14 protein-coding genes and 1 riboswitch are annotated in these 12248 nt (G+C 65.6%); of the genes, 8 read left to right on the top strand and 6 right to left on the bottom strand.

Annotated elements, in window-relative coordinates; all coding sequences use genetic code 11:
• Nucleotides 1-68: 68 nt before the first annotated feature.
• Nucleotides 69-1376, top strand: coding sequence for a phosphate ABC transporter substrate-binding/OmpA family protein (locus ACVWZ5_RS02280; RefSeq protein ID WP_457340386.1), 1308 nt, complete (start codon nucleotides 69-71; stop codon nucleotides 1374-1376).
• 5 nt (nucleotides 1377-1381) lie between these two features.
• On the opposite strand, the gene ACVWZ5_RS02285 is transcribed toward ACVWZ5_RS02280, so the two are convergent.
• Together ACVWZ5_RS02285 and ACVWZ5_RS02290 are read right to left on the bottom strand one after the other, a co-directional pair.
• Nucleotides 1382-2716, bottom strand: coding sequence for an ATP-binding protein (locus ACVWZ5_RS02285; protein ID WP_062573619.1), 1335 nt, complete (start codon nucleotides 2714-2716; stop codon nucleotides 1382-1384).
• Complete coding sequence (locus ACVWZ5_RS02290; RefSeq protein ID WP_457340387.1) at nucleotides 2713-3426, bottom strand: response regulator; 714 nt, start codon at nucleotides 3424-3426, stop codon at nucleotides 2713-2715. The genes ACVWZ5_RS02285 and ACVWZ5_RS02290 overlap by 4 nt, the downstream gene beginning before the upstream one ends.
• A gap of 152 nt (nucleotides 3427-3578) precedes the next feature.
• Here ACVWZ5_RS02290 and ACVWZ5_RS02295 point away from each other — a divergent pair, with 152 nt between their 5' ends.
• Both ACVWZ5_RS02295 and ACVWZ5_RS02300 read left to right on the top strand, forming a co-directional pair.
• The gene (locus tag ACVWZ5_RS02295; RefSeq protein ID WP_457340388.1) at nucleotides 3579-3917 is read left to right on the top strand and encodes a hypothetical protein; all 339 of its coding nucleotides are present in this window, start codon (nucleotides 3579-3581) and stop codon (nucleotides 3915-3917) included.
• On the top strand, nucleotides 3914-4573 hold the full coding sequence (locus ACVWZ5_RS02300) for a DUF3313 domain-containing protein (protein WP_084941534.1): 660 nt from the start codon (nucleotides 3914-3916) through the stop codon (nucleotides 4571-4573). Before ACVWZ5_RS02295 ends, ACVWZ5_RS02300 begins: the two co-directional genes overlap by 4 nt.
• Nucleotides 4574-4611: 38 nt before the next feature.
• On the opposite strand, the gene ACVWZ5_RS02305 is transcribed toward ACVWZ5_RS02300, so the two are convergent.
• On the bottom strand, nucleotides 4612-5664 hold the full coding sequence (locus ACVWZ5_RS02305) for an NAD(P)-dependent alcohol dehydrogenase (RefSeq protein WP_186599487.1): 1053 nt from the start codon (nucleotides 5662-5664) through the stop codon (nucleotides 4612-4614).
• 178 nt (nucleotides 5665-5842) lie between these two features.
• On the opposite strand from ACVWZ5_RS02305, the gene ACVWZ5_RS02310 reads away from it, so the two are divergent.
• Entirely contained in the window at nucleotides 5843-6748 is a 906-nt protein-coding gene (locus ACVWZ5_RS02310) for an AraC family transcriptional regulator (protein ID WP_062573614.1), read from the top strand.
• Nucleotides 6749-6823: 75 nt separating this feature from the next.
• On the opposite strand, the gene ACVWZ5_RS02315 is transcribed toward ACVWZ5_RS02310, so the two are convergent.
• Nucleotides 6824-7420: a TetR/AcrR family transcriptional regulator gene (locus tag ACVWZ5_RS02315; RefSeq protein WP_062573613.1), complete on the bottom strand. Its 597-nt coding sequence runs from the start codon at nucleotides 7418-7420 to the stop codon at nucleotides 6824-6826.
• A 93-nt stretch (nucleotides 7421-7513) separates the two neighbouring features.
• Here ACVWZ5_RS02315 and ACVWZ5_RS02320 point away from each other — a divergent pair, with 93 nt between their 5' ends.
• Nucleotides 7514-8113 (top strand): NAD(P)H-dependent oxidoreductase, encoded by a 600-nt coding sequence (locus ACVWZ5_RS02320; RefSeq protein ID WP_096048118.1) that lies wholly within the window; start codon nucleotides 7514-7516, stop codon nucleotides 8111-8113.
• A 105-nt stretch (nucleotides 8114-8218) separates the two neighbouring features.
• Here the strand turns inward: ACVWZ5_RS02320 and thpR are convergent, their stop codons facing one another.
• The gene (gene thpR / locus ACVWZ5_RS02325; RefSeq protein ID WP_062573608.1) at nucleotides 8219-8764 is read right to left on the bottom strand and encodes an RNA 2',3'-cyclic phosphodiesterase; all 546 of its coding nucleotides are present in this window, start codon (nucleotides 8762-8764) and stop codon (nucleotides 8219-8221) included.
• A 215-nt stretch (nucleotides 8765-8979) separates the two neighbouring features.
• Between thpR and lpxO the strand changes: the two genes are divergently transcribed.
• From lpxO to ACVWZ5_RS02340, 3 genes are all read left to right on the top strand, one after another.
• Nucleotides 8980-9879, top strand: coding sequence for a lipid A hydroxylase LpxO (lpxO, locus tag ACVWZ5_RS02330; RefSeq protein WP_028691801.1), 900 nt, complete (start codon nucleotides 8980-8982; stop codon nucleotides 9877-9879).
• A gap of 160 nt (nucleotides 9880-10039) precedes the next feature.
• Nucleotides 10040-10384 carry a carboxymuconolactone decarboxylase family protein gene (locus tag ACVWZ5_RS02335; protein WP_062359743.1) on the top strand — a complete coding sequence of 115 codons (345 nt, stop codon included), beginning with the start codon at nucleotides 10040-10042 and terminating at the stop codon, nucleotides 10382-10384.
• Between the two features lie 79 nt (nucleotides 10385-10463).
• Nucleotides 10464-11033: a GNAT family N-acetyltransferase gene (locus tag ACVWZ5_RS02340; RefSeq protein WP_062573607.1), complete on the top strand. Its 570-nt coding sequence runs from the start codon at nucleotides 10464-10466 to the stop codon at nucleotides 11031-11033.
• Between the two features lie 59 nt (nucleotides 11034-11092).
• On the opposite strand, the gene ACVWZ5_RS02345 is transcribed toward ACVWZ5_RS02340, so the two are convergent.
• A complete protein-coding gene (locus ACVWZ5_RS02345; protein ID WP_062573606.1) occupies nucleotides 11093-11839 on the bottom strand; it encodes an outer membrane beta-barrel protein in 747 nt (248 codons plus the stop codon).
• Between the two features lie 160 nt (nucleotides 11840-11999).
• A riboswitch (cobalamin riboswitch) is annotated at nucleotides 12000-12204 on the top strand.
• Nucleotides 12205-12248: the final 44 nt, after the last annotated feature.

The following is a 12248-nucleotide window of genomic DNA, read 5'->3' on the forward strand; positions in this document are numbered from 1 at the left end:
GCGCTGTCATCTTTTGGTCAAGCAACTGTCGTAATCTGCAGTGCAACTCTGTGCCACAGGTCTCCGGCATGCCCCGCCTGCTACTCCTTCTGCTATGCCTGCTCCCGTGCCTGGCTAGCGCCGGGCCCGCGCAACTGCGTATCCAGGGCTCCAACACCATCGGTGCGGCCCTTGGCCCGGCCTTGGTGCAGGGGCTGCTACAGGCGCAGGGCGCAAGTGCCATCGCGCGTTGGCCCGGTGCCACGGCCAACGAAACCGAGATCCACGCCCTTGATGCGAACGGCCAGCCCGTGCGCATAGAAATCGCCGCCCACGGCACCAGCACCGGATTTGCCGCGCTGGCCCGGGGTGAGGCTGACTTGGCCGCGGCCTCGCGACCGATCAGCGACAGCGAGGTGCAACAGTTACAGGCCTTGGGCAACCTGCGCGGCGCCGGCTCGGAACAGGTGATCGGCCTGGATGGCGTGGCGGTGATCGTTCACCCGGACAACCCGCTCAGCCAACTGACCACCGAGCAACTGGCCCAGGTGTTTTCCGGCCAGTTGCAGCGCTGGGAGCAACTGGGCGTGCCTGGCGGAGCGATCCACCTGTATGCCCGCGATGACCGCTCCGGCACCTTCGAAACGTTCAAGGCCTTGGTACTCGCGCCTCAGAAAGCGACACTGGCCAGCGAGGCACGGCGCTTCGAGTCCGCCGACGAACTGGCGGCCCAAGTCACGGCCGACCGCCAGGCCATCGGCTTCAGCGGCCTGGCCACGGTCCACAGGGCCAAGGCGCTGGCAGTGGCCGAAGGCGACGCACCGGCATTGGCGCCCAGCCGTGCCTTGGTGGCCAGCGAGGACTACCCATTGTCGCGTCGACTGTTCTTCTACCTCCCCGCTCACTCCGCGCCGCAAGCCAGGGCACTCGCCGAGTTCGCCCAGAGCCCCGCCGGCCAGGCCATCGTCGCCGAGCAGGGCTTCGTTTCCCAGCAGATCAAGCCACAGCAGGTCGCGGCCCAGACCGACATGCCGCCGCGTTACCGGGCGTTGGCCGGCGAGGCGCAGCGCCTGAGCGTGAACTTCCGCTTCCAGGAGGGCAGCGCCGGCCTGGACAACAAGGCCTTGCGCGATGTGCAGCGGGTCGGCGATTACCTGCGCCAGGCCGGCAAGTTGCAGGGCAAGGTGGTGCTGGTGGGTTTCGGCGACCCCAAGGAGACGCCGGGCCGCGCCGCGCTGCTGTCACGCCTGCGGGCCATGGCGGTACGCCGGGAGCTGGCCCGGACCGGAGTGCAGGTCAGGGACGTGGCGGGCATGGGCGACGAACTGCCGGTGGCCGGCAATGACCTGGAACAGGGACGATTGCGCAACCGCCGGGTCGAGGTCTGGGTGTACTGACCCGCTCAGCCGCCATCGGGCAGTTCGACCCGCGCCACCAGCCCACCGCCAACGCGATTGCGCAGGGTCAGTTCGCCGCCCTGCTCGCGCACGCTGGCACGGGCGGCCGAAAGGCCGAGGCCGACGCCGCCGGTGTCTCGGTTGCGCGAGCCCTCCAGCCGGTAGAACGGCTCGAACACCTGCTGCAGGGCCTCGTCGGGAATACCTGGGCCACTGTCGCGAACCTCGATGACGATCAGGTGAGCGGCGCGACGCAGCGTTATCTGCGGATCGCGGGCATACTTCATGGCGTTTTCCACCAGGTTGACGATCACCCGCTTGGTCGCCAATGGGCGGCCGTCATGCACCAGGTGTGCCGGGCCCTTGAAGGCGATGTCCAGATGCTGGTCACGGTAGTCGTCGACCAGGGTCTGCAACAGCTCCGACAGGTCATACGCCGTGCGCTGCTCCATCTGCGTGCCCTCGCGGAAGAACGCCAGGGCCTCGTTGATCATCGTCTGCATCTCGTCGACATCGCGGACCAGCTTGCGCTGGTGGTCCAGATCCTCCATGAACTCGCTGCGCAGGCGCATGCGCGTCAACGGAGCGCGCAGGTCATGGGAGATGGCCGCGAGCATATGGGTGCGCTCACGGATGAAGTGCTGGATCTGTGCCTGCATGGTGTTGAAGGCGATGATCGCCTGGCGGATCTCCTCGGGGCCCTCGATAGCGATAGGCGGCGCCTGCAGGTCGCCGCCAAAGCGCCGCGCCGCACTGGCGAAGCGTTGCAACGGCGCGGCCAACTGGCGAGTGGCAAGCCAGGCCACCAGCAGGGTCGCCACCAGGCCCAGGCCGATGACCACCGCCAGACGCGCCGGCGCGCTCATGCCCCAGCTGCGCTCTGGCGGCACGAACAACAGCCAGCTGCCATCCTCCAATCCGACCAGCGCCACATAGTGCGCGTCGGCACTGCCATCAGGCCAGTCGCCGGGGTTGTATACCTCGAGCGGGCGTGAAGGGCCCAGCAGTTGGGCCATCGCCGGTACCTGTCCGGAGTTGAGCGGCACGCCCGGGCCGGGCAAGCCGAACGCTGCGCGCCGGGTACTCCACCTTACCCGTAGCGTCGGCGTACTCGCCGCCTCGGCCAGTTGCCCACGTAGCGCGGGCGGCGCGGTCTCGATCATATGGGTAGTCACGGCGATCTGATCGAGCAGGCCGGTACGGTCGATGGGCGGACGTGCCCAGCTGCCGGCAAGCTGGACGAACAGGGCATTGAACGCCAGCGAAGCGAGCAGCGCGGTGAAGATGGTCAGGGCGATGCGCTTGCGCAAGGTATCGCGGCCCAGCAGGCGGCGGATCACGAACGGCTCACCTTGGCGCTGAACAGGTAGCCGCCATTGCGCACCGTGCGGATCAGGTCCGGGCGCTTGCTGTCAGGCTCGATCTTGCGCCGCAGCCGGCTGACCTGCACATCGATACTGCGGTCGAAAGCATCATGGCCGTGGCCGCGGGTCAGGTCGATCAACTGCTCGCGGGTGAGAATACGCTGCGGGTGTTCGAGAAACACCACCAGCAGGTCGAACTCGGCGCCGGACAGCGGCACCATCACCTGCTCGGGCGAGCGCAGCTCGCGGCAGGTGATGTCCAGGCGCCAGCCGGCAAAGCCGATCACCGGCCGCGCCGCCTCGCCGCGCGGCAGTTGCTCGCCGACACGGCGTTGCACGGCACGCAGGCGGGCCAGCAGTTCGCGAGGGTCGAAGGGTTTGGTCAGGTAGTCGTCGGCGCCCAGTTCCAGGCCGATGATGCGGTCGCTCAGCTCGGCCATGGCAGTGAGCATGATGACCGGCACCCCAAGCTGCGCGCGCAGTTTCTGGCACAGGTCCAGCCCCCCTTCGCCGGGCAGCATCAGGTCGAGGATGATCGCATCCGGGCGTTGCCGCGCGATGGCCGCCCACATCGCCTGCCCCTCGGCGGCCAGGTCCACCTGGTAGCCGTGCTGGACGAAGAACTGCTTCAGCAAGGCGAGGATTTCCACGTCGTCATCGACGATCAACAGTCTGCTCACGGTCATACCGGTCCGAAAAAAGGCGTATCTAAAACCATTGCGCCACGCGGGTCATTTATTTCAATCGCGCAACATTTCGTCATACCCGACACAAAGCAGACATCAGCTGGCAACGATGGCCCTTCACCCTGCCGGCCTTCCACTACCGAGGGTTCCCCATGAAGATAGTCGACAGCCGCAACAGCACCGATGGGCATGAGGGCCGCGCATCCCTGATCCTCAGTCAGCGCAACACCCAGCGCGGACAAACGGGTTCCCTGATCGTGCAGCAGGAAAGCCTGGACCTGGCAAGCGAACAGGGCTACGTCACCCTGCGCCGGTATTTCGAACACTATGAGCCGACTTTTGGCGAATGGGTCGAGTACAGCCACACCGTTCCCGTCCGTGACCTCGTGCACTGGCTGATGGCGCGCGGGCAGTTGCGTATCCAGACATCGCAGGATGTACCCCACCTGCAAGCGGCCCACCCGGCCCGGCGCGAGGTTCGCCACCCATGAGTCGGCGTCACCTTCTGGTACTGGTGCTGACGACCAGCCTGGGACTGTCCGCGTGTGGCAGCAACAAGCCGGCCCCCACCGGTTATCTCAAGGACTACGGCCTGCTCACCCCGCACCAGGCACCTTCAGGCGGGACGGTGCTCAGCTGGGCCGACCCGAAATGGCCACGGGGCCGCTATATCGAGGTGTACCTGGCACCCAGCCGGTTCTACCCGACACCCGAGCCAAGCACGCGCATTCCCCAGACCACCCTCGCCAGCATCACCCACTACTACGACGCGGTACTGCGCAACGAACTGGGCAAGGTCATGACCGTGGTCGACAGGCCCGGCCCGAACACCCTGGTGGTCAGGCCGGCCATCACCCGCATCAGCGCCGACACCCAAGGCCTGCGGCTCTACGAGTGGCTGCCGATCACACTGGTCGCGGCCGGGGTGAGCAGCGCCGCGGGTATTCGCGACCGGGACAGCGCGATCACCAGCGAGCTGTCGTTCGAGGCCGGCACCAGCGGCAAGGTGGTGGGCGAGGCGATGCTCGCGGGTACTGGCGTGCCGCTGGCTAACGACCGACAGGTGATGACCGCCGACAACGTCAAGGCCGTACTCGATGGCTGGGCCGTGGACCTGCGCCAGGGATATGCTGCGCCTCTCAGGTAGCGCAAGGCATCGAAGGGTAAGCCCGCTCCACGGCAGGATCAGGCCTTGAGCGTGGCCATGTCGATGACGAAGCGGTACTTCACGTCGCCGGCAATCATCCGCTCGTACGCCTGGTTGATGTTGCGGATGTCGAGCATTTCGATATCGCAGCTGATTCCATGCTCGGCGCAGAAGTCGAGCACCTCTTGGGTTTCGGCAATACCACCGATCAGGGAGCCGGCGAGTATCCGACGCTGCATCACCAGGTTGGCCGCATGCACCGGCGGGTCAATCGGTTCGATCAGCCCGACCAGGATATGCACGCCATCGAACTTCAGGGTTTGCAGGTAGGGGTTGAGGTCGTGCTGTACCGGTATGGTGTCGAGCAGGAAATCGAAGCGGCCCGCCGCGCTGCGCATCTGTTCGGCATCAGTGGAGACGATCACATGATCGGCGCCCTGGCGACGGGCTTCCTCGGCCTTGGCTGCGGAGCGGGTGAACAGGGTCACTTGCGCGCCCAGGGCCTTGGCCAGCTTGATGCCCATGTGGCCCAGGCCGCCCATGCCCAGCACGCCCACCTTGTGCCCAGGGCCTACGCCGTGATGCTTGAGGGGCGAATAGGTGGTGATGCCGGCGCACAGGATCGGCGCCGCGCTGGCCAGGTCCATGCCCTCGGGAATGCGCAGGACGAAATGCTCGCTGACCACGATGCTGTTGGAATAGCCGCCCATCGTATTGCTGCCGTCGACCCGGTCGGGGGTGGCATAGGTCATGGTCGGGCCTTCCAGGCAATACTGCTCGACGTCCTGGCGACAGGCCTCGCAATGGCGGCAGGAGTCGACCATGCAACCGACGCCGACCAGATCGCCGACCTGGTAACGGCTGACCTGTGCGCCCACCGCGCTGACCCGACCGACGATCTCGTGGCCCGGCATCAGCGGGTACACGGCGATGCCCCATTCGTTACGGGCCTGGTGGAGATCGGAGTGGCACACACCACAGTAGAGGATCTCGATGACCACATCGTCGGGCCGCGGGCTGCGGCGCTGGAAGGTCATGGGGGCCAGGGGGCTGGTGGGAGATTGGGCGGCGTAACCGATGGCGGTGTACATGGGGTACCTCGTGCGAGTGAAACGATTCAGGCGGCGCATTCTGCGCGCCGCTACCAGACTCGCCCACAGCCGATTCTCCGGCATGCATGCCTGATTCTCCGGACCTTGTCGCCTACCTCTGGCATGCCCCCGCTAATCTGCGAAGATGCCAGTGTCTGATTCTCTGCCCGGGTTCACCATGCACCTGACTCGCCATGTGGATGCCAATGCCACGCTCTGCTCGCTGATCCGCGCCCTCGCCAAAGGCCCGGGGTTCGTGCCCACCGCCCTGCCCCAGGTCCAGATCCTCACCTGGGACCACTATGTGGCCAGCAGCCCGCAGATCTACGAACCCAGCCTGATCATCCTCGCCCAGGGCAGCAAACTGGCGCGCCTGGGCCCACGCACCCTGGAGTACGGTGCCGGGCATTACCTGGTGCAGGCGCTGTCGGTGCCGTTCATGTGCGAGACCTTCGCCACGCCACAGGCACCGCTGCTCGGCGTGGCGGTGGACATCGACCGTGCCCTGCTCGGCGAGCTGGTGCAAAGCATGGACCTGGGGCCGGATGCCGCGGTGCAGGCACAGACGCCACAATCGATGACTTCGGCAGCGCTGGACACAGCCATGCGCGACAGCGTCGAGCGCCTGCTGCAGTGCCTGCAGGACCCGCTGGATGCCAAGGTGCTGGGGCCGGCGCGGGTACGCGAAGTGCTCTATACCGCCTTGCGCGGGCCACAGGCCAGCGTGCTGCGGGCACTGGTCGAGCAGCAGGGGCATTTCGCCCGGATCGGCTCGGCCCTGGCCTACCTGCGCGAGCACTACGCCGAGCCGCTAGGGGTGGATGAGCTGGCCAGCCGGGCGAACATGAGCGTGTCGACCTTCCACGAACACTTCAAGCGCTGCACTGACCTGGCACCGATGCAGTACCTCAAGCGCCTGCGCCTGCTCAAGGCGCAGCAGATGCTGATCGGCGAAGGGCTGGGCGTGGCCCAGGTGGCGCACCGGGTGGGTTATCAGAGCACCTCGCAGTTCAGCCGCGAGTACAAACGCCAGTTCGCCCGCAGTCCGGGCGAGGAACAGCCATACCAGAGCCTGCCGGCCTGACTGGAGCCGTCGGAGCCAGCACTTTCAAGGAGTTGATATCTGGTGCCCGGCAACCTTGAATTGGAGCGCCCAAAATTACTGGCGCAAAACCATCGCCACGATAGTCGCCTGCAGTTCGCGCTTGGCCGCTTCAGCCGTCAGTTCTTCGGCCGCCGCCGCCAGGGACAACGCGTCCGCCGCCCCCATCAGCCCCCACAGCCCGGCCACGCCGATATCGCCACCCGGCGCAAATGGCAATAGCGCCTCGCGGCACTTGTCCATGAACGGCCCGTCATAGCCGCGTTTGAGCGCCTCCAGTTCCGGCGAGCCGGCCAGCGCGGCGCTGACCCCAGGGATCTCCCTGCCCTGGGTCGCCACACAGTCCACATAGGCCTCGGCAATCACCCAGGCCCGCTCCGGCAGGCCTGCCGGGCAGCCGGCCAGGGCCTTGTCGAGCATGGCCGTCTGACGGGCGTCGTATTCCTGATACAGCGCCAGCAACAAGCCGTTGCGGGTCTCGAAATGGTCGTACACCACCGGCTTGGTCACCCCGGCCTGCTCGGCCAGGCGTCCCAGGCTCAGGGCATCGGTGCCCTCCTCGCGTACCAGCCGCCAGGCCACGTCCAGCAATTGACGCCGGCGCTCCTCGCGGGACAGGCGTTTGCGCGGCGCGGACTTTTCCTCGCTTGACATCGATTACCTACCAAAAGTAACTTACTAAACGTAACTTACCTCGAGTATATAACGCTCCCGGTGTCCCTGCATCCTGATTCTGGAGATTCCACCATGCATGCCCTGATCGTCATCGGTCACCACGATCCCGACTCCCTCACCCACGCCCTCGCCCAGCAAGTGGCCGAGGGCCTGCGCGCCGCCGGCCATACCAGCGAGTTGGCCGACCTGGCCCGTGAAGGCTTCGACCCACGTTTCGGCCTGGCCGACCACGCCGTGCACCGGCGCCTAGGCCAGCCACCGGCCGATGTACTGGCAGAACAGGCGCGCATTGAACGTGCCGACACCGTGGTCATGGTCTACCCCATCTACTGGTGGTCGCTGCCCGCCCTGCTCAAGGGTTGGGTCGAGCGGGTGTTCAGCAACGGCTGGGCCTTCGACCAGGCCGCCGACGGCAGCACCACCAAGCTGCTGCACGGGATGACCGCGCACCTGGTCGGCGTGGCCGGCGCCGATGCCGGCACCTTCGAGCGCCATGGCTACGGCGAGGCCATGCGCGTGCAGATCGAACATGGCATCTTCGATTACTGTGGCGCCCGGGTCATCAGTTCGACCCTATTCACCGACAGTGAAGGCGTAGCCCCCGCCAGCCTCCTGCCGCAAGCCCGCCAACTGGGATTGACCCTGTTCGAAGGCCAGGAAGCTGCGGCCTGATATGCCACCGGGCAGGCTTCAACCAGCTCAATGGCAGCAACAACTACGGTGAGCCGCGCAACCTGATGTTCTCGGTCAAGTACACGCCTGAGTTCTGATCGCCGCTCACGCGTTCAACGGCCATTGCGCCAAGGGCCAGTAACGGCCCTTGCGCGATTCGTAGAGCGTGAAGTGCCGCGCGGCAAGGAAGAATTCCGGCGCCGTGCCGGCCTCCGGCGGCTGGCCGCGAAAGTCCCTGGCCAGGGTCAGGTGCGGGCGGTACTCACGGTTTGCCACCTCCACACCCAGGGGCAACAGTGCCTGCTGCAGGCCATACACCAGTTGCAGCAGCGCCGCAGGCGCCTGTTGCGCCTCCAGCACCAGTGCACTGGCCCGCGACCAGACCTGCAGGCGGTCGAGCAGCAAGCGTGGCGGTGCGACCGGCCGCCTGAGCTGATCGACCGCCGCGCAGATTGCCGGCACCTGCTCGGCATCCACGTCACCGAGAAACAGCAAGGTGACGTGGAAATTCTCCGCTGGCACCGGTTTGCCGCTGCGCAGGTTCAGCCCTCGACGCCACTGCGCCAGGGCACGGCATTGTTCGTCGCTGACCGGCAAGGCGAAGAACAACCGTTTGAACGGCGCGCCGCTGGGGCGCGGATCCTGGACCATTGGAGTCTCCCTGGTAACGGTTCGCGTCATCGAGTGTAGCGTTCTGCCCACGCAAAACAGCTACATAAGCTGTTGAATCGTTTGCGCAACCTGTCAGCCATTGCACCTAAGTCGGCCAGACAAGACGTAACAATAAGTACAAACCCACGCCACGATTGTTTATGCTGGCGGGCTTACGCCATGGCGCATGGCCATTTTTCGACAAGTAATCGTCCATGAAAATTGCACTCGTACTGATCTTCGTCCTCTCGATCGCCTATGTTCACCTGCGCGGTCGGGTTCGCCACAAGCTGACACGCCAGCTGGGCGACCACTCCAGCTTCCTGGCTCCGGTCAACGCCTTCCTGTACCTGTTCTCCAAGCATCCGGCCAAGCCGTACCTGCCGGTCAGCGCCTTCCCCGAGTTGCAGGTGCTGCAGGACCACTGGCAGGAAATCCGCAAGGAAGGCCAGCAGCTGCTGCAGGCCGGCGAGATCAAGAAGTCCGACAATTATGACGACGTCGGTTTCAACTCGTTCTTCAAGACCGGCTGGAAGCGCTTCTACCTGAAGTGGTACGGCGAGAGCCACCCCTCGGCGATGACCCTGTGCCCGCGCACCACCGAGCTGCTCGCCGGCATCGGCACGGTCAAGGCGGCGATGTTCGCCACCCTGCCGCCGGGCGCCAAGCTGGTGCGCCACCGCGACCCGTACGCCGGCTCCTACCGCTACCACCTGGGCCTGGACACGCCCAACGACGATGGCTGCTACATCGACGTGGACGGCGAGAAGTACTCCTGGCGTGACGGCGAGGGCGTGGTGTTCGACGAGACCTACATCCACTACGCGGCCAACACCACCGAGCACAACCGCATCATCCTGTTCTGCGACGTCGAGCGCCCGCTCAAGTACCGCTGGGCCGCGGCGTTCAACCGCTGGTTCAGCCGTAACGTCATGGCCGCCGCCGCCGCGCCCAACGATGCCAGCGACAAGACCGGCGGCATCAATCGCCTGTTCACCCGCATCTACAAGATCCGCGAGCGCGGCAAGGCGATGAAGAAACGCAACCGCACCCGCTACTACCTGGAGAAGTGGGCGGTGGTCGCGGCGCTGGTGCTGGTGTTCATCTATATCTGACCTGCCACTGTCTATCGGCCGCCCCACGCCCCTGTGGGAGCGGCCTTGGGTCGCGAAACAACCGCAAGGCCGCTTCTACCAAGATCACCTACGCCTCATCCCCCCGCCAAACATCGACTAGCCTGATAGCTCCTGTTGCCAACCTGACAAGGTGAAGACGATGAGCATGATGGACTGGGACGCCTACCGTAAGCAGTTGATGGCCGGCATCGGCGATCTCAAGCAACTCTCTCCCGATACCGTGGCCGGCTACATGACCGCCAGCGGCGCCGGGGCCAAGACCAACCACCTGGACGCCAAGACCCGCGAGCTGATCTCCCTGGCCGTGGCGGTCACCACGCGCTGCGACGGCTGCATCGCCGTGCATTCGCAGCAGGCGGTCAAGCACGGCGCCACCCGCGAAGAGATTGCCGAAGCCCTCGGCGTGGCGGTGGCGATGAATGCCGGCGCCGCGCTGGTCTACTCGGCCAGGGCGCTGGACGCCGTGGGCAAGGCCGACGCCTGAGCAGGGTGCGGCGCCGGCGCCCTTGCGCGCGGGCGCCGCGACACCCAGACTTGGCGCCTCAGCCCGTGCAGGAACCACCATGATCCAGATCCGCCCCATGACCCCGGAAGACTTCGAGCGCTTCTGGCCGACCTTCCAGGCCATCGTCCAGGCCCGCCAGACCTACGCCTTCGACCCTGCCCTGGATTTCGCCCAGGCGCGCCGGCTGTGGCTGGAAACCCCGCTGCGCACACTGGTGGCCGAAGAAGACGGCGTGCTGCTTGGCTCCTATTTCCTCAAGGCCAATTCCGCCGGCCCCGGGGGACATGTCGGCAACTGCGGCTACATGGTCTGCGAACAGGCCCGTGGCCGGGGCGTGGCCAGGCTGATGTGCGAGCACTCGCAGAAGCTGGCGCGCCAGGAGGGTTTCCTGGCCTTGCAGTTCAACTCGGTGGTGGCGAGCAACGAGGTGGCCGTGGCGCTTTGGCACAAGCTCGGCTTCGAGACCGTCGGGCGCCTGCCCAAGGCGTACCGTCATGCCGAGCTGGGCCTGGTGGACTGCCTGGTGATGTACAAGTGGCTGGCCGATGAGCCGGTCGTGGAAAAACCGGCGCTGCTGATCGGGCGCAAGAACATCGAGGCGCGGGTGTCGCGCCGGCGCGGGCGATAAGAGGCAGCTGAATCCATCGCGGGCCTGCCCCGCGACGGAATCAGCGCAGGTTCAACCGATCAGAACGCCAACCCCACCTTCACGCCAAACTCGTCGCGCTTGAGCTTGGTGTTGTCGGCCACCGGCGTATCCTCGTCCAGCTTGTATTCGGTACGGGTGTAGTACGCCCCCACCTGCACCGGCATGCCGCCCTGCTGGTTCATCAGCAGCGTGATCTCCGCATACGGATTGGTGCGGTCCTTCATGTCGACGCTGTCGCTGCCGAAATCATCGACTTTGAGCCGTGCGCGGCCATCAATGGTGTGGCGCGCGCCCACCTCCACGCGCAGGGTCGACGCGTCGAACTGGTGGTTGTAGCCCAGCGCTGCCTTGGCGAACGGCGACTTGTAGGTCAGCCGTGTATCAAGATCGTTGATCTCGGGCTCGAAGCGGGTCCAGCTGTAACCGCCGCCCACCGTCAGGTCGACGAAGTTGCGCGCATCCAGTGCGGCGCGCCAGCCCAGGTCGAGATCGGCCTGGGCTTCCTTGAGCTTGTTGTCGTTCTTCTTGCCATACTTGGCCTCGGCACCGATCTGGTAGATGAACCCGGATTCGGCGGTCATCTTGTTGCCGAACGTGGCGAACACACCGCCCTGGCCCATGTGTTCCTTGTCCGATTCGCTTCCTCCCTCGAACTTGAACTTGTCGTAGGACCCCAGCAAGCCGAGGGTGAACAGCGGGTCGGTACTCGGTGCCGCCGTGGCAGCCAGAGGGGCACCGAGCAGGGCAAGCAGGCAGGCGTGGCGCAGCAGGTTACGGGTAGACATTCGCAAAAGTCTCCATGACGTGAATGAATGGCGAACGACCGGTTCGAGACAAAGGGCTTGGCAAAAGTTCGAAAAAATTTGGCAAACCGCTCTAAACCGCCCTGTCCGTCACAGTTTCCCCACCCACTCGAACGATTGACTCACTGCCCGTTCAATGGTCAGATGCGCGCCAGTTTCAGGTGTCCTGCGCCGCCGTGCGCAGGGTGAAACGGGAAGCCGGTGCGTCGTTGTCACGACAAGTCCGGCGCTGCCCCCGCAACGGTAAGCGAGTGAATCCTTCGACAGACCACTGTGCGCACGCATGGGAAGGTGAAGGCTTCATGCCCCTCGCAAGCCCGGAGACCGGCCTGAGGCGCTACTTGGCAACCCGCGGTGGGCGGGCGCAGGCCGGTATCCGCGTGCGCGCCTG

It is taken from the genome of Pseudomonas sp. TE6283 (genome assembly GCF_054060555.1).